Here is a 24,383-nt window from a genome sequence, read left to right on the forward strand (position 1 = left end):
CTTTCCTCCCGTTGAAAACCAGACTCCTGTTTCAGATTGATGACACACCTATGCCTTTTCCGACAGCAAATAGGCATTGCACAGGCCGGCGATTGCGGCTTTATGGGAGACTCCGGAAACTTACCGTTGCGGCAGCTTCGCCCCCGAGAAACCGCGACGAAAACAGCATATGGCAGGACGCATCATGAGCACGGCTGATAAATCGAGGACGCAGGACGGCCCCGCAAGCGGCGACATCGACCAGCAGGCCCTCTTCTTCCACCGTCACCCGCGCCCCGGCAAGCTGGAGATCAACCCGACCAAGCCGCTCGGCAACCAGCGCGACCTCGCGCTCGCCTATTCGCCGGGCGTCGCCGCGCCCTGTCTTGCGATCCGCGACGATCCGAACACCGCCGCCGACTACACCGCCCGCGCCAACCTCGTCGCGGTCGTCTCCAACGGCACGGCCGTGCTCGGCCTCGGCAATATCGGCCCCCTCGCCTCCAAGCCGGTGATGGAGGGCAAGGCCGTCCTCTTCAAGAAATTCGCCGGCATCGACGTCTTCGACATCGAGATAGACGCGCCGACCGTCGGGGAGATGGTCGATGTCGTCTCCGCGCTGGAGCCGACCTTCGGCGGCATCAACTTGGAAGACATCAAGGCGCCGGAATGCTTCGAGGTGGAGCGCCAGCTCCGCGAGAAAATGGACATCCCCGTCTTCCACGACGACCAGCACGGCACGGCGATCATCGTCGCGGCCGCCGTCCTGAACGGCCTGGAGCTCGCTGGCAAGTCGCTGCCCGACGCCAAGATCGTCGCCTCCGGCGCGGGCGCGGCCGCCCTCGCCTGCCTCAACCAGCTCGTCGCCCTCGGCGCGAAGGTCGAGAACATCTGGGTCCACGACATCGAGGGCGTCGTCTACAAGGGCCGCGAAGAGCTGATGGACCAGTGGAAGGCCGTCTATGCGCAGGAAACGGACAAGCGCCAGCTTTCCGAGACCATCGACGGCGCCGACGTCTTCCTCGGCCTTTCGGCCGCCGGCGTGCTGAAGCCGGAGCTTCTCGTGCGCATGGCGGAAAAGCCGCTGATCATGGCGCTCGCCAACCCGAAGCCGGAGATCATGCCGGAGGAGGCGCGCGCCGCCCGTCCCGACGCGATGATCTGCACCGGCCGCTCCGACTTCCCCAACCAGGTCAATAACGTCCTCTGCTTCCCCTACATCTTCCGCGGCGCGCTCGATTGCGGCGCGCGCACGATCAACGAGGAGATGAAGATGGCGGCCGTGCGGGCCATCGCCGCGCTCGCCCGCGAAGAAGTCTCGGACGTCGCCGCCCGCGCCTATTCCGGCGACACGCCGAGCTTCGGCCCGAACTACCTGATCCCCTCGCCCTTCGACCAGCGCCTCATCCTGCGCATCGCGCCGGCCGTCGCGCGCGCCGCGGCCGAAACCGGCGTCGCCTCGCGACCGATCACCGATTTCGACGCCTATCTCGACCAGCTCAACCGCTTCGTCTGGCGCTCCGGCTTCATCATGAAGCCGATCTTCGCCGCCGCGAGGAAGGCCGAGAAGAAGCGCGTGATCTTCGCCGAAGGCGAGGACGAGCGCGTGCTGCGCGCCGCCCAGGTGCTGCTGGAAGAGGAGATCGCCAAGCCGATCCTCATCGGCCGTCCGCAGATCATCGAGGCGCGCCTCAACCGCTACGGCCTGCGCATCCGCCCGAACACCGATTTCGCCGTGGTGAACCCGGAAGACGATCCGCGCTATCGTGACTATGTCGACGACTATTTCCGCATCGTCGGCCGCCGCGGCGTGATCCCGGAAGCCGCCCGCACCATCGTTCGCACCAACCAGACGGTCATCGGCGCGCTCGCCGTCAAGCGCGGCGAGGCCGATGCGCTGATCTGCGGCGTCGAAGGCCGCTACGCCAAGCACCTGCGCGACGTCAGCCAGATCATCGGCAAGAAGGAAGGCGTGCTCGACTTCTCCGCGCTCAGCCTGCTCATCTCGCAACGCGGCGCCACCTTCTTCACCGATACCTATGTGACGATGGACCCGACGGCCGAGGAGGTCGCGCAGATGACCGTCATGGCCGCGCAGGAAATCCGCCGCTTCGGCATCACGCCGCGCGCCGCCCTCGTCTCGCATTCCAATTTCGGTTCGCGGGATTCGGACAGCAGCTTCAAGATGCGCAAGGCGATGGAGATCGTCCGCGAGGTGGACCCGACGCTGGAAGCCGATGGCGAAATGCACGGCGATTCGGCGATCTCCGAGGTGCTGCGCCAGCGCGTCATGCCGGATTCGACGCTCACCGGCGAGGCCAACCTCTTGGTCTTCCCGAACCTCGACGCCGCCAACATCACGCTCGGCGTGGTGAAGACGATGACGGACAGCCTGCATGTCGGCCCGATCCTGCTCGGCGCCGCCATGCCCGCCCACATCCTCTCGCCGTCCGTCACCTCGCGCGGCGTCGTCAACATGGCCGCGCTCGCCGTGGTGGAAGCCTCCAACCCGGCCTGAGCCGCGCCATCCGCCTTATGAAACGGCCGCCTTCCGGCGGCCGTTTTCGTTCAGAGTTCCAGCCGGCGCGTGATATCGATAGCTTGCAGGAACGGCTCGTCGTGGCTGACCACCAGCAGCGCGCCGTCATAGGATCGCAAACCCGCCTCCACCGCCTCGATGGAATCGATGTCCAGATGGTTCGTCGGCTCATCCAGGATGAGGAGCGCCGGCGGCCTGGCCCCGCCCAGCACGGCGGCAAGGCCGGCGCGCAGCATCTGCCCGCCGCTGAGGCTGCCGGCGACCTGCAGGGCTGAATCCGCCCGGAACATGAAGCGCGCCAGCGCCGCCCGGCAGGCATTCTCGTCCGCCTCGGGATTGATGCGCCGGAAGTTGTCGCGGATCGACAGCGCCGGGTCGAGCAGGCCGACGCGCTGGTCCAGTATCGCGGCATCGGTGAAGAGACGCACGCTCCCCTGCCAAAGCTGCAACTGTCCGGTGAGGAGCGCGAGGAACGTCGTCTTGCCGGGGCCGTTCGGCCCCGTCACCGCGACCCGCTCCGGCCCCGTCATCGCGAAGGAAAGGTCGTGGATCACCGGCCGTTCCGGCAGGTAGCCGGCCGTCACGCCCTCCATGCGCAGCACCGTCCGGCTTGCGGGAAGATGCGTCGGCGGCACGGAGACGGTGAGCGGCTGGAGGACCTCGATGCGCTCGCGCGCTGTCGTCACCGCCTCCGCCGCCTGCGCCTGCCGGCTTTCGGCAAGCCGCGCATTCGCGCCGCTCGTCAGCTCGCTCCGCTCCTTCATCGCGCCCAGCATGATGCGTGGAATGTCGCCTCGCGCCTTCTTGCGGCGCCCGGCGCTGTCCTTTTGTGCCTTGCGCTCGGTAACGGCCTGCGCTGTGCGCGCGATATCGGCCGCATGCTTTTCCGCGTCAGCAAGATCGCGATGCGCGGCCGCGAGCTCCAGCGCCTTTCGCGCGCGATAGGCGCTCCAGTTGCCGCCGTAGCGCGTCGCGCCGAGGCCCGTCAGCTCAACGATGGCGTCCATGGTATCGAGAAGTTCGCGGTCGTGGCTGACGACGATGGCGCCCGCGCGCCAACCGGCGAGCATGTCGATGACCGCCCGCCGTCCGTCGCGGTCGAGATTGTTGGTCGGCTCGTCGAGCAGCAGGAAATCCGGCTCGCGGAAGATGAGGGCGGCAAGCGCCGCCCGCGTCCCCTGCCCGCCGGAAAGCGCGGCCAGCGGCGTTCCCGCCTCCACCTCCAGCCCGACGCGGGCGAGCGCGGCGGCAAGCCGGGCCTCCAGCGTCCAGTCGGCCCCGGCAAGCACCTCGACGCTCGCCTCGCCGCGCTCCGCGCAGGCGAGAAGGTCGAGGGCCTCGGTAATGCCGAAGAGGCCGGCGACCGTCTCATCCGGTGCGACCTGCACGCTCTGGCGCAGGAGGCCGAGCGTGCCGTCGACCGTGACGGAGCCGGATTGCGGCGCAAGATCGCCGGTGACGAGCTTCAGCAGCGTCGTCTTGCCGACGCCGTTGCGGCCGACAAGGCCGGCGCGCTCGGAACCGAAGGTCAGGTCGAGGTCGGAAAGAAGCGTGTGCCCGTCAGGCGTCGACCAGGTGATTTTCGAAAGTGTGATGGAATGCGGCATGGATACGGATTTCCCCGAGGACAAAACGAAGTCGGTTTGCGGTCGGGTCGAATTCCATGGCGCACCATCCGGTCGGCATTGACGATGGCCGATATCTAGGGCCCGGCAGCGGCGGTTGCAAGGCAGGCCCGTTAATCACAAATGCGGGAGAACGTTGCGCTCCCCTCCGCGCGGCCTATGATGGAGCCTCGAAAACGGCCTTCAGGCCCTAGGAATTCAGGCATTCAGGGATCGAATCGACGTGAAGGCACGCGCCCGTCTTCTTTTCGCCGCTCTCGCCGGCCTGCCGCTCGTCCTTTTGGGCGGCACGGCGGCGGCGGGCGTGTGCGAGGGCATCCGGGCCGGGCTTGCGAACCTGCCGAAGGTCGTCGTCGACACGGCGAGCGCCCGTAAATATGCCAGCGCCATCGCCCGTCAGAACATCCAGTTGCGCAAGGCGAAGAGCGACCAGCGGCGCCTGCGCTGCTCCAGCGGCAGCATCATCGTGATCGGCGGGGCGAATGCCGACGCCTGCGCGACGCTCGCCTCCGTCATCGGCCGCATGGAGCAGAACCTCCAGGTTCTCGACGGCAAGCGGCGGGAATTTTCCGGCGGCGTATCCTCTTCGGGCAAGCGGAACCGCCTGCTCGCGGCCCTGGAGGCCAATGGCTGCAACGACGAACCGGAAATCATGCCTATCGCCGCGACGGAGCCCCTGCGCACGCTCGACGACACCCGCACGCTGCCGCTCGGCACGGCGCCGGAGGGCAGCGAGCGGCTGGAACTGCGCTCGCTCGGCGGCAGCTCCGGCCATGGCAACCTGCGCACTGTCTGCGTGCGCACCTGCGACGGCGGCTTCTTCCCGATCTCCTCGGGCGCGACGCCCCTCGATTTCCGCCGCGACCAGAAGGTCTGCGAGATGATGTGCCCACAGACCGAGACGCAACTCTTCTATCAGTCGATGTCGAGCGGCCAGGAAACCGAGCACATGACCTCGACGGTCACCGGCCGCCCCTATTTTGAATTGCAGAACGCCTTCGCCTACCGCACGCGCGACCTCTCCAAGCCCGGCGATTGCGGCTGCAATCTCTCGGCCTACTATCAGGAGATGATCAGGCGCGAGAAGGCGGTCGGAGGCAACGGCGCGACCGCCGGCACCGGGGAAGCGGGCGGCGGCGAGAACGGCTCCGTCACCACCATTCGCACCCTGCCGAAGAAGGAAACGGTCGCCGAAAAGCCGCCGGTCGCCGTCGAGGAACGCGACTACGATCCTGCCAAAAGCAAGGTGCGCACCGTCGGCCCGGTCTTCCTGCCGGAGAACTCCACCGCCATCGACCTTGGCCGCCCGGCCGATGCCGACGTCAACTGACGCCGGCGGCCGGCCGCTCAGAGCGGCGCTTCGGGATGCGGCGAGCCGTCATAGGCGCCCCAGATCGACTGGTCGAAGCAGATGACCGAACCCGTCATCAGCCCGGATTCCGCCGAGGAGAGATAGACGCAGGCCCGCGCCACTTCCGCCGGATCGACGAGCCGGCCAAACGGCTGGGCCGCCGCCGCCTTCGCCAGCCAGTCCTCCGCAGCGCCGTGATATTCGCGCTGGATGCGGTCCTCGCCCTCCGAGGCCATCCAGCCGATATTGAGGCCGTTGACGCGGATGCGGTTGCGCAGCACGGCATAGGCCGTGTTCTTCGTCAGCGTCTCCAGCGCTCCCTTGGAAGCGCAATAGGCCGAGATGAAGGGCTGGCCCGCCTTGGCGGACATGGAGCCGATATTGACGATCGTGCCCTCGATCTTCTCGCGCCGCATCACCTTGATCGCCTCCTGCATCAGGAAGAACGGCGCACGCACATTGACGGCGAACATCCTGTCGAAGAGTTCCGGGCTCGTATCGAGGATCGTGCCGCGATCCGTGATGGCGGCGGCATTGACCAGCGCGTCGATGCGCCCGAAAGCCTTGTCCGCGGCGGCGATCACCGCCCTTGCATCCTCGACCTTCTCGAGATCCGCCTGCACATAGACGGTCTTCACGCCCGTCGCATCCGAAATCTCGCGCGCCTTCGCCTCGCCCTTGGCCGCGTTGCGGCCGCAGATGACGAGGCCGGCCGCGCCGCGCTCGGCGAAAAGCCGGGCGATCGTCGCGCCGAGCCCCTGCGTTCCCCCCGTGACGACGGCGATCCTGCCGTCGAGTCGTGCACCATCGCTCATTGCATTCCTCCATCCGGGCCTCGTCACGAGACCGTTTCCCATTGACTCTTTTTCTCAGCCGTGACGGCCATCCATCTGTTTCGGAAGGTTTTCCTTCGAAAAGCGGATATCCGGCACCATGCGATATCGAACGGGAACTATACGGCCTACCCCGATCCGCGATAGATCGGGAAACCATCAAAAATCCATCAGGAACGCCATGGCCCATCCCTTCCTTGTCAAGGACATCGCCTTCCAGGCCGGCCTCAGCACGGCGACCGTCGACCGCGTGCTGAACGGCCGTCCGGGCGTCCGCCGGCAGACGGCGGCGCGCGTGCACGCGGCCATCGATGAACTGGAGCGTCAGACGGCGACGCAGGAAAGCCCCGCCCGCCTGCATGGCATCGACGTGGTCATGGAGGCGCCGGATCGCTTCACCAGCGCTGTGCGCCGCGCCTTCGAAAGCGAGGCGGCAACATTCGCCGCCGCCGTTTTCCGCGCGCGCTTCCATTTCGCCGAACTCATCCGCCCGGCGGACATGGCGCAGATGCTCGACCGCATCCGCCTGCGCGGCACCGACGGCGTCGCGCTCAAGGCGGCGGACGTGCCGGAAGTGGCCGGCGCGGTCGCCCGGCTGGAGGCGGCGGGAATCCCCGTCGTCACGCTGGTGACGGACCTGCCGAACACGCCGCGCACGGCCTATGCCGGCGCGGACAACCGCGCCGCCGGCGAAACGGCGGCCTATCTCATCGGCGAGCGGCTGAAGGGGGAGAGGCTCCATATCCTCGTCACGCTCAGCTCCAACCGCTTCCGCGGCGAGGAGGAGCGCGAGATCGGCTTTCGCCGGCTGATGCGCGAGCGCTATCCCGAGCTCGGCATCGTCGAGGTCAGCGAGGGCTTCGGCCGCGATACGGCGACCGGCACCCTCGTCGCCGTGGCCCTCGCAAGGCACCCGGACATTGCCGGCGTCTATTCCATCGGCGGCGGAAACCGCGCCGTGCTCTCGGCCTTCGAGGCGGCGGCAAGACCCTGCCGGGTCTATGTCGCGCATGACCTCGATGCCGAGAATCTCGATCTCCTGCGGGCGGGAAAGCTTTCCTTCGTGCTGCACCACGACCTGCGCACGGATGCGCGGCGGGTCTTCGAGGCGGTGCTTGCCCGAAGACGCCCGCAGCACCCCGGCAACGCCACCCGGCTCTCGGCAGTCGAAGTGGTGACGCCCTTCAATATTCCGGCCGATCTCACCCGCTAGGCGGCGCGCGTGCCTGCGACCTCGTCGTCGCCGATATCGCCGGCATGGACGGCGCGGTTGCGGCCGGCATTCTTGGCCGCATAGAGCGCGGCATCGGCCTTCACCATGACATCGTGCACGATCTCGCCATGGGCCGGGAACTGCGCGATGCCGGCGCTGCCGCCGATCCGCAGCAACTGGCCGCCATAGGCGATGGGCAGTTGCGTATCGAGCACGAGGCTTCCGGCCAGCGCCACAAGGCTTTCACGGTCATGCTCGCCGATCAGCAGCACGCAGAATTCGTCGCCGCCGAGCCGCGCCACGCAGCCGCGCCCGCCGATCCGGTCGGAAAAGCGCCGGGCGACGGCCTGCAGCACGATATCGCCCGCCGCATGGCCATGCCGGTCATTGACCGCCTTGAAGCGGTCGAGGTCGATGGCGAGGATGGCAAAGCCATTGCCCGTGCCCTCGACGCGAAGCATTTCCTCGTCGAAGCCGCTGCGGTTCCTCAGCCCCGTCAGCGGATCGTGCCGGGCGAGAAAGGCGTTCTTCTCCTCGCTGCGCTGGAGCGCCCGGACGAGGGCGGAAAATCGGGCGGTGACGAAGAGCATCACGCCGGCGAAGACCAGCACGAACAGGGTGATCTGCGGCAGGGCCGAGCGCCAGACGAAGGATCCCGGCATGTTCGGCCGCCACGAGGCGACCATGGGATTATAGGCATCGGCGCCGACCGGCGTCATCGCCAACCCCGGCTCCACGCTAACGATGGGAGTGAAGGCGAGGCCATGCACGCCGAGCCGCTGCTCGGCATCGGCCAGCATCTTCTGCGAGACCGGCTTGACGGTGACGAGCAGCGTGGGCTGCAAGCGGCCCGCCGGCACATAGAGCGTCTTCGGAATGACCGCCTGCACGACGACGATGCTCATCACGCTGTCGATGAGCCGCATGCCGGTGACGTGGATCTCCGGCAGCGCCGGCGTCAGGAGGTCCGGGTCCTCCTTCGCGGGGGCGACCTGCCAGCCGCCGCGATCGGGCGAGAGCGCGTTGCGGTAGGCCTGCTCGGCCCTGCGGGTGAGATCGCTCACCCATTGCAGCTTCTCGCGGGCCTTGCGGTCCGAAACCCTTTCGCCGCGATGCACGCCGAGGACCTTCCCGCCGTCCGGCGCGGCGAAGATCATCCACGAGAAGCCGAAATCCGCCCACATCCAGTCGCGGAGCTGGTCATGCACGAAAGCATCGCCGGGCATGCCGTTCGCCAGTTCCTTGAAAGTCCTGTCCCCGAAGGAAAGCTGGCTCTGATACTGCACCACCTGATCGATCTGGTGGCTGAACTCGTTGCGGACCAGCGTACGCTCCGTCTCGATGACGAAGCTGTCGGCGCGGTCGATGGCGTGGTCGAGGACGAGATAGTTGGCGGCGCCGAACAGGACGATGATCGTGACGGCCGCCATGCGGATCGCCGTCCCGACACCACGCCGCCGCCTCGCCCGGCCCTTGTCCGCCCTGCCCGCCATCGTTTCCCCTGTCCGGCCATCCGGTTTTCCGGATTGTTGGGGGAAGGCTAGCGGACAGACGGCAAAATTCGCTTAAACAGGCTGGTGAGCGAAAGCTTAACCCACGGCCGCAACGGAAGGTCGCCCATTATCGACCACCTTCTTCAGCGCCTGCTTGCCGACACGCACCTTCCTGTTCTTGTCGGCCAGTTCGGCACCGGAAAAGGCGAGCAGCTTGCAAAGCTGGCTGTGCCCGTAGGCCTTGACGCCGAAAGTCGGCGCGCATTCCTTCAAGGCCTTCATCATGTCCGGCAGGCCCACCCAGTCGCCACCATCCAGCCGCGGCGCCGCGACAAAGGCCCGCTGGAGGAGATCGGCCTCCAGCCTGCGCGGCGCAGATGCGTTGTTTGCCGGCGGCGTGGCCTTGGCGCAGACGGTTGCCGGCTTGCTGGTCTTTGCGACCTCCACGAAAGCATCGCACGCCTGCCTGAAATGGGCCGACGCCGTTGCGCTGCCGAGGCCGATAACGGTTTTTCCCTCCTGACGGATGCGCATCGCCAGTTGCGTGAAGTCTCCGTCGCAGGTGGCGATGCAGAAGACGTCCACCTCGTTCCGGCACAGCATTTCGACGGCATCGATGACGAGCGCGATGTCCGCACCGTTCTTGCCTGTCGTGCCCCCGGCCGTCTGGCGCGGCGTCAACGCGTGGCGAGGCGCGGCGTCAAGCCAGGAAGCAAGATGCGGCCGCGCAAAGTCGCCATAGAGCCGCCTCTCCCGCACAAGACCGTGCCGGGCCGCCTCGTCGACAATCCTTGCCGCTGCCGAGACCGACACATTCTCCGCATCGATAAGAACCGCTACATACTGCGCCGTCATGGCCATCGCCTCCGCCACTTTGCGGAAACGATAGCAAAAGGCGGCGCTGTCGCAATCGACGGCACCGCCTTTTGCTTGCAACGGTTAACGCGGAACTACCCCCGGTCACGGTATCGGTTGGTGATCGGATAGCGGCGGTCGCGGCCGAAATTCTTGCGGGTGATCTTCACGCCCGGCGCGGACTGGCGGCGCTTGTATTCGGCGATGTAGAGCAGGTGCTCGATGCGGTGGACGGTCGCCGCGTCGTGGCCGCGCGCGACGATCTCCTCCGTGCTCATCTCCATCTCGACGAGGCATTCGAGGATATCGTCGAGCACAGGATAGGGCGGCAGCGAATCCTGGTCGGTCTGGTTGGGGCGCAGCTCCGCGGACGGGGCCTTGTCGATGATGTTGTGCGGAATGATCTCGCCCGAGGGACCGAGCGCGCCCGGCGGCACATGCCCGTTGCGCCAGCGCGACAGGGCGTAGACCTGCATCTTGTAGAGGTCCTTGATGGGATTGAAGCCGCCGTTCATGTCGCCGTAGAGCGTGGCGTAGCCGACCGACATTTCCGACTTGTTGCCGGTCGTCACGACCATCGAGCCGAACTTGTTGGAGATCGCCATGAGGATCGTGCCGCGGGCGCGGCTCTGGAGGTTCTCCTCGGTGATCCCCTCGTCGGTCCCTTCGAAAAGCTCGGAGAGCGAGGAGAGGAAGCCGCTCACCGGCGCCTCGATCGGCACGATGTCGTAGCGGCAGCCGAGCGCCCTGGCGCAATCGGCCGCATCCTTCAGCGAGTCCTTCGAGGTGTAGCGGTAGGGCAGCATGACGCAGCGCACCCGCTCTTCGCCGAGCGCATCCACGGCGATGGCCGCGCAGATCGCCGAGTCGATGCCGCCGGAAAGGCCGAGCACGACATTCTTGAAGCCGTTCTTGTTGACGTAGTCGCGGAAGCCGAGGAGGCACGCGCGATAGTCCGCCTCCTCTCGCTCGGGAATGCGCGACATCGGCCCGCCGTCGCAGACCCAGCTCCCGCCGTGCTTCTTCCAGGTGGTGAGCGCGATCGTCTCCTCGAACTGGCTCATCTGGAAGGCGAGCGTCTTGTCCGCGTTGAAGGCGAAGCTCGCGCCGTCGAAGACGAGCTCGTCCTGCCCGCCGAGCTGGTTGGCGTAGAGAAGCGGCAGGCCGGTCTCGATCACCTGCTTCAGCACGACCTGATGGCGCACGTCCACCTTGCCGCGATAATAGGGCGAGCCGTTCGGCGACAGCAGGATTTCCGCGCCGCTCTCGGCCAGCGTCTCGCAGACGCCGAGATCGCCCCAGATGTCCTCGCAGATCGGGATGCCGAGCCGCACGCCGCGGAAATTGACCGGGCCGGGCATGGCGCCCTGGTCGAAGACGCGTTTTTCGTCGAACTCGCCGTAGTTCGGCAGGTCCACCTTGTCGCGCACCGCGATCACCTTGCCGGCGTCGAGCACGGCGACGGCATTGTAGCGGCCGGTCTCGTCCTGGCGCGGAAAGCCGATGACGACGCCGGGACCACCCTTGGCCGTGTCGGCGGCAAGGTCGTCGATCGCCCGGCGGCAGGCCTTCAGGAAGGCCGGCTTGAGCACGAGGTCCTCCGGCGGATAGCCGGAGATGAAGAGTTCCGTCAGGAGAAGGAGATCGGCGCCCTGCCGGGCCGCATCCTCGCGGGCGGCGCGCGCCTTGGCGAGGTTGCCGGCGACGTCTCCGACCGTCGGGTTCAATTGCGCGACAGCGATGCGCAGCGTCGTCTTTTCAGTCTCGGAAGTCATGTCTGCGGACCCGTCTCCTGCTCGTGTCCGCCTTTCCCGCGCGATGCCGGGGGAAACGACGGACGGTCGATACGCTCTTTAGAGCATGGCAGGCGTTTTGGGAATGAACGGCGGCCGGTTTGCATTCGATTTCGGCAAAACCCTTCGGTTTTCAGGGGGTTCCGCGACCATTGCCGCAATGCAACAGAAGGAACCAAAGCACGCCGGAAACGTTGGGCAACCCATTCATGTTCTGTTCAAGATGACATCCGTATGACAGATACAAGAAAGTTTTATGACAACCGGAGAAGGCCTTGGCCCTGTTCACTTCCGCAGCCGTGGCGATCGAAGCCACCGAGATTTCCGCCGCCGAGGCAGGTTTTTTCGCGCGCCATGCCAAGGCGCTGGCGGTCCTGCGCTCGCTGGCCGTCTCGCTTCTCCTGGCGCTTGCCACCGTCGTCGTCGTCGAACTCATCACGCGCGGCTCATTCAAGCAGACCTATGCCTATCTGACCAATCTCCAGCAGCCCGGCTGGACGACGGCCGGCGTGTTCTTCCTGCTCTATCTTGCCATCGACGCCCTGATCGGCCGCCAGCACAAGGCGGTGCTGCTGGTCTCCCCGCTCGTCGTGCTGATGGGCGTCATCTCGCAGCAGAAGCAGGTGTTCCTCACCGATCCGCTCTATCCGACCGACCTGCTCTTCGGCCGCCAGATCCTCGAACTCATGCCCGTGCTGGTGCAGGACCGCCCGTGGACCGCCGCTGGCCTTGCGCTTGCCGTCCTCGCCGCGGTCGCCGGCCTCATCGCCCTCTGGATCTTCGCCTGGCGCCGCTTCCGCCCGCTGACCAGGAAGGAGCGCCTGACGCGCCTTGCCGTCACGCTGCCACTGCTCGCCGGCTTCGCATCCATCATGGACTACAACGATTTCTCCTGGATGCGCGACCGGTTGAAGGTCTTCCCGATCATGTGGGACCAGGCGGAGAACTACCGCCATAACGGCTTCGTCATGGCCTTCGCGATCAACCTGCCGATGGCGAACGTGCAGGCGCCCGCCGGCTACATGATCGACGCCATCGACAAGATTCCGTCCAAGCCCCTGCCGGCCGGCACGACGCACCGCTCCAAGCCGGACGTCATCGTGGTGATGAGCGAGTCCCTCTGGGATCCGACGCGTCTTCAGAGCGTCAAGCTCTCGCCCGATCCGATGCCGGTCATCCGCGAAAGCTCCAGCGGCAACGTCTTCTCGCCGGAATTCGGCGGCCTGACGGCCAATGTGGAATTCGAGGCGCTGACGGGCTTCTCCAACGCCTTCCTGCCGACCGGCAGCATTCCCTACCAGCAATATGTGCGCAAGCCGATCCCCTCGCTCGCCACGTTCTTCCGCGCGGAAGGCTACACGGCGCGCGCCATCCATCCGTTCTCCGGCTGGTTCTGGAACCGCACCAGCGTCTACAAGGCCTTTGGCTTCGAGACCTTCAAGGACAAGGAGCAACTGCCGCCGCTGGCAAAGCGCGGCAACTTCACCTCGGACGAGGCGCTGACCAAGGAGATCATCCGCCAGGCGGACACGCAGGAAAACCCCTTCTTCTTCTTCGCCGTTACGCTGCAGGGCCACGGCCCCTATGACGACGGCCGCTACCAGAAGACCGACATCGCCATCGACGGCAAGCTCGACGCCCGCGAGAACCGCATGCTGGCGAGCTACGCCCAGGGCGTGAAGGAAGCCGACCAGAGCCTCAAGATGCTGATGGACTGGGCGAAGGAACGCGACCGCGAGACGATCATCGTCGTCTTCGGCGACCACCTGCCGCCGCTCAACACGGTCTACAAGTCCTCCGGCTACATGCAGGGCATCACCGCCTCGCGCAAGGGCTCGGCCGAGCAGATGAAGAAGGAGCACGAGACCCCGCTCGTCATCTGGTCGAACAAGACCGGCGTGGAAAAGGAAGTCGGCACGATCAGCCCCGCATTCCTCTCCTACTACATCCTCAAGGAAGCGGGCTACGAGCACCCCTACTACACCGGCTTCCTCGGCGCGGTGCACGACAAGCTGCGCGTCATCGACCGCTACATGCTGATCGACGCCAAGGGCAATGCCACCCCCGACTGGGCGCGCAAGAAGACGCTCGACCCGCTGGTGCGCGACTTCCGCTTCCTGCAGCACGACATCATGTTCGGCAAGCAGTACGGCCTCGAACGCTTCTTTGACTCCCATGCGGAACTGATGGCGGCAGGCTACTGATTTTCGCCGGAATGAAGCCAGAGCATTTCCAGCAAAAGTGCGAAGCGATTTTGCATTCGGAAACGCGGTGAAACAAAGAGTTAGAGCGTTTTCGCGATTCGGGGAAAAGCGGAAATGCTCTAGGCTAGGGCTCCGATTCCCGCTTCCGGAGCCCGGCCATGAGACCCTTCGACGACGCAGCCCAGATACTCTTCGGCAAGCCGGCCGACCAGCTCGACGAGACCGAGCGCGACGTGCTGCTTCACTCCCGCGAGGGCCGCATCCTTTCGGAAGACCGCAACATCGCCTACGAGGCGAAGCAATCGGTCGGCGAGCGTATCGCTGATGGCATCGCCCGCATCGGCGGTTCCTGGGCCTTCATCGTCGGCTTCCTCGCCTTCCTCGTCGTCTGGACGCTCGCCAATACGCTGCTGCTGACGAAGGATGCCTTCGACCCCTACCCCTTCATCTTCCTCAACCTCGTGCTCTCCATGCTCGCCGCCTTGCAGGCGCCGATCATCATGATGTCGCAGAACCGGCAGGCCGCCCGCGACCGCTTCGAGGCATCCAAGGACTACGAGGTGAACCTCAAGGCGGAAATCGAGCTCATGGCGCTGCATCACAAGATCGACACCCATTTCCTCGAGGAGATCGCCGCGCTCAAGATGGAAATCCTGCGGCTGCACGACGTCCTGCGGGAACGGGGCTGACAACCCGCCACAACCACCAATCGGCAAACTTTACAAAAATCAATCTATAGGAGAAATTAAGATTCTCAGCGCACGATAAACGTGCATCCACAACAGGGATGCGGGAATGCCATGCCGTCACACAGTCCGAAGGAGGAGATGTCGTGCACGCCTTGTCCCGCCTGTCGAAGGATCGCGCCGGCACATCGGCGCTGGAATTCGCGATCATCGCCCCGCTCTTCTTCCTCGCGCTCTTCACGCTGATCGCCTACGGCATCTACCTTTCCGTCACCCATTCCGTGCAGCAGATCGCCGCCGATGCGGCCCGCACGGCGGTCGCGGGGCTCAACCCGGCCGAACGCGTCACGCTCGTCAACCGCTATCTGGATGCCTCCCGCCTCGACTATTCCTTCATCAACCGCGCGAAGATGAAGGTGCTCGTCACCGACGATTCCGGCAATCCGGACCAGTTCACCGTCACCATCACCTACGATTCCAGCGACCTGCCGATCTGGAAGCTCTTCACCTTCGCGCTGCCGAAGGAGGAGATCCAGCGCTACGCCACCGTGCGCATCGGGGGGATGTGAGATGAAGCCTCCCCGCCTCCTCGAAGACCGCGCCGGCAATATCGGCGTGCTCGCGGCGATCAGCCTGCCCCTGATGATCTTCTCGCTGGCGCTGGGCGTCGACTACGGCTACCTCACCGTGCAGCGCCGCCAGTTACAGACCTCCGCGGACCTTGCCGCGATCGCCGCCGCCTCCAACGTTGCGGAGGCGGAAAAGGCAGCCGCGACCTATTTCGCGCTCAACCACCTGCCGGCCTCCGTCTCCGGCACGAACGGCGTGACGATCCCCGCCGCGACGCCGGTCGGCCTCAAGGCCGCCGTCACCACCGCAAAGGTCGAGCGCGGCCGCTACGTCGCCGATCCCGACATCCCGCCCGAGGACCGCTTCAAGCCGGCAACGGTCGATGCCGACGCCGCGCGGGTAACGCTCTCCCGCCCCGCCGACCTCTTCGTCGCCTCGGTCTTCATGCCGAAGTCGCCGCTGCTTTCGGCGACGGGCTCGGCCTCGCGCACCAAGGTCGCCGCCTTTTCCATCGGCACGCGCCTCGCCAGCCTCAACGACGGCATCCTCAACGCGCTGCTCGGCAAGCTCCTCGGCACGAAGCTCTCGCTCAAGGTGATGGATTACCGCGCGCTGGTCGATACGGACCTTTCGGTGCAGCCCTTCCTGAAGGCCGTCGCCACGCAATTGAATCTGACGGCCGGCACCTATGAGGACGTGCTGAATGCCGGCATCACCATGCCGCAGCTTCTCGCCTCGATGCGCGCCGTCGAGGGGCTTTCCGGCCCTGTCCGCTCCGCCCTCCACGCCATCGAGACGGCAACGTCGGGCAGCAAGGTGAAGCTCCCCCTCTCCCGCATTCTCAACATCGATCCGAGGAAGGGCATTGCCGTGGCGACGGGCGGCGACTGGGCGATGTCCGTCAACGCCCTGCAGATCGTCACGGCCGCCGCAGCCCTCGCCAACGGCAAGAACCAGGTGGCGCTCGACACCGGCCTTGCCATTCCGAGCCTCGCCTCGGTGACCGTCTCGCTCGCCATCGGCGAACCGCCGGTCGAAACGCCCTCCCACCGGCTGGGCGCACCGGGCAGCGCGGTGCGCAGCGCCCAGACGCGGCTTGCCGTCGAGGTCGGCATCGACGGGCTGGCCGCGCTGGCGGGACTCAGGATCAAGCTACCGCTCTATGTCGAGGTCGCCGCGTCCGAGGCGAAGCTCGCCGACATCCGCTGCCTCGGCGGTTCGCCGTCCAATGCCAATGTCGCGGTCGATGCCGTGGCGGGCGTGGCGGAACTCGCCATCGGCAAGGTCGATCCCTCGGTGCTCGCCGATTTCTCCGACGAGCCGCGGGTGCAAAAAGCCCGGATCGTCGATGCCCTGCTCCTCAGCATCGACGCGCTGGCGCATGCCGAGGCCAAGAACCTCACCAAGGACCGCCTCACCTTCACCCCGACGGAGATCGCCGCCAAGGCGACGAAATCCACCTCGACGCGCGACACGCTCACCTCCACCATCCAGAGCCTCTTCGGAAAGCTCCAGGTCGAGATCAACATCAAGCTGCTCAATCTCGGGCTCAACACCTCGCTCGTCACGCAGGCGCTCGCCTCGACGCTCGGCGCGGTGACGCCGGCACTGGACGAACTGCTGTACAACCTGCTGCTCGCCGTCGGCGTGAAGGTCGGGGAAGCGGATATCCGCGTGACGGGCGTCGCCTGCCAGCGCCCCGCCCTGGTGCAGTAAGGCCTATCCAGCCTGCGGAAATTGCGGCGCGCCGTCGGCAATCTCGTAATAGTCGCCCTTGTCGGCGCAATAGATGTGCACGCCGATGGAAAACCCCGTCGGCCTGTCGAAGGCGCCGGCCAGGACCGAGGTGTAGTCGGAACAATCGCCCTTCCAGAACAGGGCGGAGCCGCAGGTCCGGCAGAAACCTCGGCCCGCCCGGTCGCTTGCGCGGTACCAGGCGACGTTCTCCGACCCTTCCACCGCGAGCTTCTCGTCGCGCACATTGACCGCGGCGTAGAAATGCCCGGTCTGCCGCCGGCACTGGCTGCAATGGCAGGCGATGACCCTGCCGAGGTCTCCCTGCGCGCGGAAGCGCACCGCGCCGCAGAGGCAATGTCCCCGATGTTCCTCGCCCATGTTCCCCCCAAATGAAAACCGGGCCAGCTTTGCCAGCCGGCCCGGTCCTGTCAAATTCACATTCCTGAATGCATGCATCAGCCCCGCTCATCGACGGAACCGAAGCGTGAACGGAAGGCGATCAGCCGTTCACGACCATCCGCTTCTCGTCGCGGCCGCCCTTCATGCGCTCGGCAAGAAGGAAGGCGAGCTCCAGCGCCTGGTCGGCGTTGAGGCGCGGGTCGCAATGCGTGTGGTAACGGTCGGCAAGGTCCGCGCCCGAAAGCGCCCGTGCGCCGCCCGTGCATTCCGTCACATCGTTGCCGGTCATCTCGATATGGATGCCGCCCGGATGCGTGCCTTCGGCGCGGTGGATCTGGAAGAAGCTTTCGACTTCCGACAGGATCCGCTCGAAGGGGCGGGTCTTGTAGTTGTTGAGCGTGATCGTGTTGCCGTGCATCGGGTCGCAGGACCAGACGACCTTCTTGCCTTCCCGCTCGACGGCGCGGATGAGGCGCGGCAGGTTTTCCGCGACCTTGTCGTGGCCGAAGCGGCAGATCAGCGTCAGGCGGCCGGCCTCGTTCTGCGGGTTGAGAAGGTCGATGAGCTCCAGAAGGCCGTCGCCGGTCAGCGACGGGCCGCACTTGAGGCCGATCGGGTTCTTGATGCCGCGGCAATATTCGATATGCGCATGGTCGGGCTGGCGCGTGCGGTCGCCGATCCAGATCATGTGGCCGGACGTCGCGTACCAGTCGCCCGAGGTCGAATCGACGCGCGTCAGCGCCTGCTCGTAGCCGAGCAGCAGCGCCTCATGGCTGGTGAAGAAATCCGTCTCGCGCAGGTTCGCGTGGTTATCCGAGGTGATGCCGATGGCCTTCATGAAGTCCATCGTCTCGGAAATCCGGTCGGCGAGCTTGCGGTAGCGCTCGGCCTGCGGGCTGTCCTTGACGAAGCCGAGCATCCACTGGTTGACGTTCTCCAGGTTGGCATAGCCGCCCATGGCGAAAGCGCGCAGGAGGTTCAGCGTGGCGGCGGACTGGCGGTAGGCCATGATCTGGCGTTCCGGGTTCGGCACGCGGGCCTCTTCCGTGAACTCGATGCCGTTGATGATGTCGCCGCGGTAGGAGGGCAACGTCACGTCGCCCTGCTTCTCCACGCCCGAGGAACGGGGCTTTGCGAACTGGCCGGCGATGCGGCCGACCTTGACCACCGGAAGCTGGGCGCCGAAGGTCAGCACCACGGCCATCTGGAGGAAAGCGCGGAAGAAGTCGCGGATCGTATCGGCACCGTGCTCGGCGAAGCTTTCGGCGCAATCGCCGCCCTGAAGCAGGAAGCCCTTGCCTTCGGCCACGTTCGCAAGCGCGGTCTTGAGGCGGCGTGCCTCACCGGCGAAGACGAGCGGCGGAAACTTCGCAAGGCGCTCTTCGGTCGCCGCCAATGCGGCGAGATCGGGATAATCCGGAACCTGCTGGATGGGCTTCTGCCGCCAGCTGCTCGGCGTCCAATTCTGTGCCATGATACTCACCTGTCCTGAAGCGCTCCCAACAAGCCTGGAGCGCCCCTCCGTTTCAACGATGCGGGCTTATAAACCGTTAGATGGTTCTTGCATAGCCGAAGTTCCAGCGGCTGTGACGGTTCTGCCCTTGGTGTGACATGGCGATGAATGGAGGCGAACGACAGCTCCGCCTAGAGGCGGCGCCAAGCCGCGTCCCGGGCGAATGTCCGGTGAAAGACAGGCTCGACGAAGGGTGCCGGAATGAGCTTGCGGCGGCCGTTCCCGAGCCGGCCGAACAGGCGGATCGCCCATTCCAGCCCCGCCCATTCCTCCCGCTCCAGCGGGTCGGAGAACGGGTCTTTCCGACGGCGGCCAGCCATCCTCTCCATCCTGTCGAGGGCGATCATCCATTCCGGGCTCATGGCAAGCCTCCTTCAATCGAGTGTGTTCCATGAGGTAGCGAGCGCGGCAGGCGGATCGTAGATGCGGAAATGAAACGGCCGTTTCACCGACGGGCGATGCCGGTCGGCCGGTTTTGCGCTAGATTGGCAGGAATGAACAAGGAAACGGCAATGTCCGAAGTCGACTGGAACGATCTGCGGCTTTTCTTCCATGTAGCCTCGGAAGGCGGGCTTGCGGGCGCTTCATCGATCACGGGCATCAGCGCGCCCACGATCGGCCGCCGCATGCTGGCGCTGGAGCGTGCCATGGGGCGCACGCTCTTCATGCGCAGCCAGCAGGGCTATCGCCTCGCCCCCGACGGGATCGTTCTCTTCGAGCACGTCCAGACCATCCGCCGCACGACGGCCGACATCACCCGCTGGCACGGCGATGCCTTCGCGCTTCCCATCGTCGCGATCGCCGGCAATATATGGCTGACGGGCTTCGTCGCGGAAAACACGGCGGATCTGCGCGGCCCCACCGAAAGCTTCCGCCTGTGCTGCAAGCAGCTCCCGCCCGGCGAGGACCTGACCTATCGCCACGGCATGATCGCGCTCTTCAACGCCGCGCCGAAGACCGGCAATGTCGCGGTGCGCAAGTCGGTCGATGTCGCCTATGCCGTCTACCGGCCCGTCGGCCGCGCCGGCGAGGCCGATCTGCCATGGGTCTCCATCGGCACGGAGGTCGCCACGTTCGATGCGGAGAAATGGGTGTTCCGCAACCACGAACAGCAGATCCACACCTGGACGAACGCGCCTGACCTCCTGGCCCGGCTGATCGCCAGCGGCGCCGGGCGCGGCGTCCTGCCGGTCTTCGTGGGAGATGCGATGCCCGCGCTCGTGCGCGAGGGCGAGCCGATCGCGGAGCTCACCCATCCCCTCTGGCTCACGGTCAACGACGACGACCGCCACCGGCCGGAAATGCGCCTCGTGATCGATCGCCTCTCCGCGCTTTTCAAGCGCAATGAGGATCGTTTCGCCGGGCGCCCGCCGGCCGAAGAGAGGATGCCGGCTAGATCCGCTGCCCGTTCCTGACGCGGTAGCTCGGCTGGTACATCGTCACCAGTTCCTCCGCCGCCGTAGGATGCACCGCCATGGTGCGGTCGAAGTCGTCCTTGGTGACGCCCGCCTTCAGTGAGACGCCGAGGAGCTGCGTCATCTCGCCCGCCTCGTGGCCGAGGATATGCGCGCCCACCACCTTGCGGTCGGCGGCATTGACGATAAGCTTCATGATCGTCTTTTCCTGCCGACCGGAAAGCGTCGCCTTCATCGGGCGGAACTCGGCGCGGTAGATCTCGAGGTCGTCGAACCTTTTGGCCGCCTCCTCCTCGCTGAGGCCGACCGTGCCGATCTCGGGCTGCGAGAACACGGCGGTCGCGATGAGGTCATGGTCGGGCGAGACCGGATTGCCGCGGAACTCCGTCTCGATGAAGCACATCGCCTCGTGGATTGCGACCGGCGTCAGCTGCACGCGGTCGGTCACGTCGCCGAGCGCGAAGATGCCGGCCACGTTGGTGCGCGAATACGCGTCGACGACGATGGCGCCGCGCTCGTTCATGGCGACGCCCGCCGTCTCCAGCCCGAGGCTGCCGGTATTGGGCACGCGGCCGAGCGCCAACATCACCTGGTCGACGGTCAGCGTCTCACCGGCCTTGGTCTTCACGACGCGGCCATCGCCCTCGCCTTCGGCGACGCTGGTAATGATGTCCTCACAGATGACGCGGATGCCCTTGGCGATCATCGCCGACTGCACACCCTGCCGCATGTCCTGGTCGAAGCGCGAGAGGATCTGCTTGCCGCGATAGATCAGCGTCGTCTCGACGCCGAGGCCGTGGAAGATATTGGCGAATTCGACGGCGATATAGCCGCCGCCGGAAATGAGGATGGATTTCGGCAGCGCCGGCAGGTCGAAGGCCTCGTTCGAGGTGATGCAGAGGTCGTGGCCGGGCAGGTCGAAATGCGGCGTGGGATGGCCGCCGACGGCGATCAGGATGCGTTCGGCCGTCACCAGCTCGTCGGTGGCGGTGAGGCGGATCGTGTTCGGCCCGACGAGCACCGCGCGCGTCGCGAGGATGATCGCGCCGGCATTTTCCAGCCCCTTGCGGTAGAGGCCTTCGAGGCGCGTGATCTCCTTCTCCTTGGCCGCGACGAGCGCCGGCCAGTCGAATGTCGTCTCGCCGACCTGCCAGCCGAAGCCGGCCGCATCCTCGAAATGCTCGTGGAACTGCGAGGCATAGACATAGAGCTTCTTCGGCACGCAGCCGCGGATGACGCAGGTTCCGCCGAAGCGGAATTCCTCGGCGATCGCCACCTTCTTGCCCATGGCGGCGGCAAGGCGCGCGCTGCGCACGCCCCCGGAGCCTCCACCGATGACGAAGAGGTCGTAGTCGAATGTCGTCATGTCGCGATCTCCTGCGGGCAAGCCTGGCCGGACGGCCGTCTGAGGACGCGGACGGCGAATCCGCCCGCTGCGCCCGACACATATAGGAACAGCGCGCCCAAAAGGAAAAGGCCGGATCGCCGGTTGAGCGCCACTCCCGCTCCGCTCGCTTTACATTACCGGGAAATCTGCCCCAAATGGCTGGTCGGGCGGCATGGATGCCGGATTTACGCCGGGGCGAAGGGGCATTAGGACATACCTGACCGATTGTGGTCCAAGCGGATGATCATCATGAAAAAGCCCCTATCCATCGCAGCCTGCGCGGCCGCACTCGCCCTCTTGGCCGGCCCGGCCATCGCCGAAGACCTCGTCTTCGAGCTGAAGAACGGCACAGGTTCCACGCTCACCGCCTTCTACACCTCCCCGGTCGGTGAAGACCGGTGGGAAGAGGATGTGTTCGGCGACCAGGTGCTGGAACCCGGAGAATCGATCGAAATCACCATCGCCGACGGCCGCGACGTCTGCGAATACGACATGCGCTTCGAGTTTTCGGAGGATTCCGCCTTGGATACGACGACCGACACGCAGAACCTCTGCGAACTCGGCTCCTACACGATCCACGAATAACGGGGCGGCCCGTTTCATCCGGCGCGCGCCGGATATGAAGGCTATGAAAAAGGCGGCCGATGGCCGCCTTTTTCGTCGATGCTTATTGCTGCGGCTGCGCGTCACCGCCCTCGGCTGGCTTGGCGCCGAGCATCTTGTCGAGCTTGTCGCCGCTTTCGGTGCGCAGGTCGCGGTCGACGCCCGAGGCCCAGATTTCGGCGGCCTTCATGACTTCGCGCGTGGCGATCGGGCCGTCCGACAGCAGCTTCTTGCCGACGGCCGAGCCGTAGAAGTCGGCGATGGCCTTCAGCTCGTCCTGCGTGAAGGTCTTGGCGTAGATGGTCGCTGCTTCCTTCTCGAGGTCGGCGCGGCGCGGCGCGAGCGCAAGCGCCTGCTCGTCGACGACGGCGTTGATTTCCTGCTCGTGGTTCGGCGAGGCCTGCACGAAGGTCGCCTTCACGCGAGCGGCAAGGCCCGGAAGGATGCTGTCGAAGCGGCTCGTCGCGCCGATGGCGTCGATGGCGGCGCGGGCCGCCTTGATCTGCGCGTCCGTGACGTCCTGCGCCTTGACGGCGCCGGCAAGGCCCGCCGAAACGATGAGGGTCACCGCAAGGGTCCGGCCGAAACCAGCAAATTTGATCATGTCGGTCTGTGCTCCTGTCTATTCTTTCGCCGTCAGCGTGCGCGCACCAGCGGGTCCCGCGATGATGGCAAGCGACGCCATATTGATGAAGAGGCCGTGTTCGACGACGCCCGGTATGTCATTGAGATTGCTTGCGAGCGCATCTGCATCAGGAATGCGGCTAAAAGATGCGTCGAGAATGTAGTGTCCACCGTCCGTCATGAACGGGCCGTCGCCGGAAGTGCGCAGCGCGATCGGGCCGGAAAGGGAAAGGCGCGCGGCGGTCTTCTCGATGGCGATGCGCGTGGCGGCAAGGCCGAACGGATTGACCTCGATCGGCAGCTTGAAGGCGCCGAGCGTCTCGACGACCTTGCTCTCGTCGGCAATGACGATCATGCGCTGCGAGGCGCTGGCGACGATCTTCTCGCGCAGCAGCGCGCCGCCGCCGCCCTTGATGAGGCGCAGCCTGCCGTCCACCTCGTCGGCGCCGTCGATGGTGAGGTCGAGTTCCGGCAGCTCGTCGAGCGACTTCAGCGGCACGCCGAGTTCGACGCAGAGCCGCGCCGTGCGCTCGGATGTGGGCACGCCCTCGACCTTGAGGCCGTCGGCCACCTTCTCGGCCAGGAGCCGCACGAATTCCTCGGCGGTCGAGCCGGTGCCGATGCCGAGGCGCATGCCGTCTTCCACATGGGCGAGCGCTGCCTCGGCGGCCTTGATCTTCATTTCACGGGCGTCCATGCCCCAAAACTCCCTGAACGGTTGCAAACAGGCGCGCGAAGCGGCCGGAATTCCGGTGAGACACTTACACGCCCCGGCCGGCAAACGAAAGCCAAAATCGCCGCTTCCCTGCGGCGGGAAAGCGGATTGCAAATGCCGCCCCGCCGTCGCATACCGGAAACATCCTCCCTCTTTCCATCCGCAAGGTTTTCCATGTCCGCTCCTCTCGTAGTCTTCGATCTCGACGGCACCCTCATCGATACGGCACACGATCTCGTGGCGAGCCTCAACCACACGATCGGCCTCGAAGGGCTGGAACCGGTCGGCTACGGCGACCTCACCTATCTCGTCGGCCATGGCGGCCAGGTGATGATCAAGCGCGCCTTCGCGCTGCGCGGCCGCGAGATTTCCGACGAGGAGCTCCAGCGCATGCTCGCCGTCTTCGTCGAGCACTATGCGGACGCCATGCCCGGCGTCTCCGTGCCCTATCCCGGCCTCACCGACGCCATGGACCGCCTTGCCGGTACCGGCTACCGCCTCGCCGTCTGCACGAACAAGATGGAAGGGCTGGCCCGCCGTCTCGTCGACGGCCTCGGCCTCAGCGCGCGCTTTGCCGCCATCACCGGCGGCGACACCTTCGCCGTCCGCAAGCCGGATGCCGAGCACCTGCTCGGCACCGTTCGCCTTGCGGGGGCCGACCCGAAGCGCACGGTGATGATCGGCGACAGCCTCAACGACATGCTCGTCGCCCGCAATGCCGGCGTCCCGTCGATCGGCGTGCCCTTCGGCTATTCGGACGTGCCGGTCGCCGAGCTCGAGCCGAACCACGTCATCGCCCATTTCGACGAGCTGACGCCCGATCTCGTGGAACGCCTCATCGCCCGCTAA

General features: G+C 65.9%; 21 protein-coding genes. 10 read left to right on the top strand and 11 right to left on the bottom strand.

Going from position 1 to position 24,383, the window contains the following annotated elements; genetic code table 11:
* Positions 1-184 precede the first annotated feature (184 nt).
* Positions 185-2,497 carry an NADP-dependent malic enzyme gene (locus ACZ1A1_RS06990; RefSeq protein WP_415214522.1) on the top strand — a complete coding sequence of 771 codons (2,313 nt, stop codon included), beginning with the start codon at positions 185-187 and terminating at the stop codon, positions 2,495-2,497.
* A 50-nt stretch (positions 2,498-2,547) separates the two neighbouring features.
* On the opposite strand, the gene ACZ1A1_RS06995 is transcribed toward ACZ1A1_RS06990, so the two are convergent.
* Positions 2,548-4,125, bottom strand: coding sequence for an ABC-F family ATP-binding cassette domain-containing protein (locus tag ACZ1A1_RS06995; RefSeq protein WP_463619303.1), 1,578 nt, complete (start codon positions 4,123-4,125; stop codon positions 2,548-2,550).
* 241 nt (positions 4,126-4,366) lie between these two features.
* On the opposite strand from ACZ1A1_RS06995, the gene ACZ1A1_RS07000 reads away from it, so the two are divergent.
* Positions 4,367-5,473: a DUF2865 domain-containing protein gene (locus ACZ1A1_RS07000; RefSeq protein WP_463619304.1), complete on the top strand. Its 1,107-nt coding sequence runs from the start codon at positions 4,367-4,369 to the stop codon at positions 5,471-5,473.
* 17 nt (positions 5,474-5,490) lie between these two features.
* On the opposite strand, the gene ACZ1A1_RS07005 is transcribed toward ACZ1A1_RS07000, so the two are convergent.
* Positions 5,491-6,309 carry an SDR family oxidoreductase gene (locus ACZ1A1_RS07005; protein WP_463619305.1) on the bottom strand — a complete coding sequence of 273 codons (819 nt, stop codon included), beginning with the start codon at positions 6,307-6,309 and terminating at the stop codon, positions 5,491-5,493.
* Positions 6,310-6,508: 199 nt separating this feature from the next.
* Between ACZ1A1_RS07005 and ACZ1A1_RS07010 the strand changes: the two genes are divergently transcribed.
* The gene (locus ACZ1A1_RS07010; protein ID WP_463619306.1) at positions 6,509-7,540 is read left to right on the top strand and encodes a LacI family DNA-binding transcriptional regulator; all 1,032 of its coding nucleotides are present in this window, start codon (positions 6,509-6,511) and stop codon (positions 7,538-7,540) included.
* Here the strand turns inward: ACZ1A1_RS07010 and ACZ1A1_RS07015 are convergent.
* From ACZ1A1_RS07015 to ACZ1A1_RS07025, 3 genes are all read right to left on the bottom strand, one after another.
* A complete protein-coding gene (locus ACZ1A1_RS07015; protein WP_463619307.1) occupies positions 7,537-9,033 on the bottom strand; it encodes a sensor domain-containing diguanylate cyclase in 1,497 nt (498 codons plus the stop codon). The genes ACZ1A1_RS07010 and ACZ1A1_RS07015 overlap by 4 nt on opposite strands.
* Positions 9,034-9,129: 96 nt before the next feature.
* Positions 9,130-9,888, bottom strand: a complete 759-nt coding sequence (locus ACZ1A1_RS07020) for an NYN domain-containing protein (protein ID WP_463619308.1) — start codon at positions 9,886-9,888, stop codon at positions 9,130-9,132.
* 95 nt (positions 9,889-9,983) lie between these two features.
* Entirely contained in the window at positions 9,984-11,663 is a 1,680-nt protein-coding gene (locus tag ACZ1A1_RS07025; RefSeq protein ID WP_463619309.1) for an NAD+ synthase, read from the bottom strand.
* 299 nt (positions 11,664-11,962) lie between these two features.
* Between ACZ1A1_RS07025 and ACZ1A1_RS07030 the strand changes: the two genes are divergently transcribed.
* The 4 genes from ACZ1A1_RS07030 to ACZ1A1_RS07045 all read left to right on the top strand — a co-directional run bounded on the left by ACZ1A1_RS07030 (position 11,963) and on the right by ACZ1A1_RS07045 (position 16,857).
* Positions 11,963-13,885 (top strand): LTA synthase family protein, encoded by a 1,923-nt coding sequence (locus ACZ1A1_RS07030; RefSeq protein ID WP_463619538.1) that lies wholly within the window; start codon positions 11,963-11,965, stop codon positions 13,883-13,885.
* A gap of 158 nt (positions 13,886-14,043) precedes the next feature.
* Positions 14,044-14,574 carry a DUF1003 domain-containing protein gene (locus ACZ1A1_RS07035; RefSeq protein WP_463619310.1) on the top strand — a complete coding sequence of 177 codons (531 nt, stop codon included), beginning with the start codon at positions 14,044-14,046 and terminating at the stop codon, positions 14,572-14,574.
* A gap of 143 nt (positions 14,575-14,717) precedes the next feature.
* Positions 14,718-15,140, top strand: a complete 423-nt coding sequence (locus ACZ1A1_RS07040; RefSeq protein WP_313192977.1) for a TadE/TadG family type IV pilus assembly protein — start codon at positions 14,718-14,720, stop codon at positions 15,138-15,140.
* 1 nt (position 15,141) lies between these two features.
* Positions 15,142-16,857: a pilus assembly protein TadG-related protein gene (locus ACZ1A1_RS07045; RefSeq protein WP_463619311.1), complete on the top strand. Its 1,716-nt coding sequence runs from the start codon at positions 15,142-15,144 to the stop codon at positions 16,855-16,857.
* 3 nt (positions 16,858-16,860) lie between these two features.
* On the opposite strand, the gene ACZ1A1_RS07050 is transcribed toward ACZ1A1_RS07045, so the two are convergent.
* The 3 genes from ACZ1A1_RS07050 to ACZ1A1_RS07060 form a co-directional block, all read right to left on the bottom strand.
* The gene (locus ACZ1A1_RS07050; protein ID WP_463619312.1) at positions 16,861-17,256 is read right to left on the bottom strand and encodes a GFA family protein; all 396 of its coding nucleotides are present in this window, start codon (positions 17,254-17,256) and stop codon (positions 16,861-16,863) included.
* A 121-nt stretch (positions 17,257-17,377) separates the two neighbouring features.
* Positions 17,378-18,751: a class II 3-deoxy-7-phosphoheptulonate synthase gene (locus ACZ1A1_RS07055; RefSeq protein ID WP_463619313.1), complete on the bottom strand. Its 1,374-nt coding sequence runs from the start codon at positions 18,749-18,751 to the stop codon at positions 17,378-17,380.
* 170 nt (positions 18,752-18,921) lie between these two features.
* Entirely contained in the window at positions 18,922-19,152 is a 231-nt protein-coding gene (locus ACZ1A1_RS07060; RefSeq protein ID WP_463619314.1) for a hypothetical protein, read from the bottom strand.
* A 150-nt stretch (positions 19,153-19,302) separates the two neighbouring features.
* Here ACZ1A1_RS07060 and ACZ1A1_RS07065 point away from each other — a divergent pair, with 150 nt between their 5' ends.
* Positions 19,303-20,205 carry a LysR family transcriptional regulator gene (locus tag ACZ1A1_RS07065; RefSeq protein WP_463619316.1) on the top strand — a complete coding sequence of 301 codons (903 nt, stop codon included), beginning with the start codon at positions 19,303-19,305 and terminating at the stop codon, positions 20,203-20,205.
* Here ACZ1A1_RS07065 and gor read toward each other — a convergent pair.
* Positions 20,183-21,571 (bottom strand): glutathione-disulfide reductase, encoded by a 1,389-nt coding sequence (gene gor / locus ACZ1A1_RS07070; RefSeq protein WP_463619317.1) that lies wholly within the window; start codon positions 21,569-21,571, stop codon positions 20,183-20,185. The genes ACZ1A1_RS07065 and gor overlap by 23 nt on opposite strands.
* A gap of 270 nt (positions 21,572-21,841) precedes the next feature.
* On the opposite strand from gor, the gene ACZ1A1_RS07075 reads away from it, so the two are divergent.
* A complete protein-coding gene (locus ACZ1A1_RS07075) occupies positions 21,842-22,177 on the top strand; it encodes a hypothetical protein (protein WP_463619318.1) in 336 nt (111 codons plus the stop codon).
* An 82-nt stretch (positions 22,178-22,259) separates the two neighbouring features.
* On the opposite strand, the gene ACZ1A1_RS07080 is transcribed toward ACZ1A1_RS07075, so the two are convergent.
* Together ACZ1A1_RS07080 and rpiA are read right to left on the bottom strand one after the other, a co-directional pair.
* On the bottom strand, positions 22,260-22,799 hold the full coding sequence (locus tag ACZ1A1_RS07080) for a DUF2059 domain-containing protein (RefSeq protein ID WP_463619319.1): 540 nt from the start codon (positions 22,797-22,799) through the stop codon (positions 22,260-22,262).
* An 18-nt stretch (positions 22,800-22,817) separates the two neighbouring features.
* A complete protein-coding gene (gene rpiA, locus ACZ1A1_RS07085; RefSeq protein WP_463619320.1) occupies positions 22,818-23,516 on the bottom strand; it encodes a ribose-5-phosphate isomerase RpiA in 699 nt (232 codons plus the stop codon).
* 192 nt (positions 23,517-23,708) lie between these two features.
* Here rpiA and ACZ1A1_RS07090 point away from each other — a divergent pair, with 192 nt between their 5' ends.
* Positions 23,709-24,383, top strand: a complete 675-nt coding sequence (locus ACZ1A1_RS07090) for an HAD family hydrolase (protein WP_463619321.1) — start codon at positions 23,709-23,711, stop codon at positions 24,381-24,383.

Source organism: Shinella sp. R2-11, from assembly GCF_055330205.1.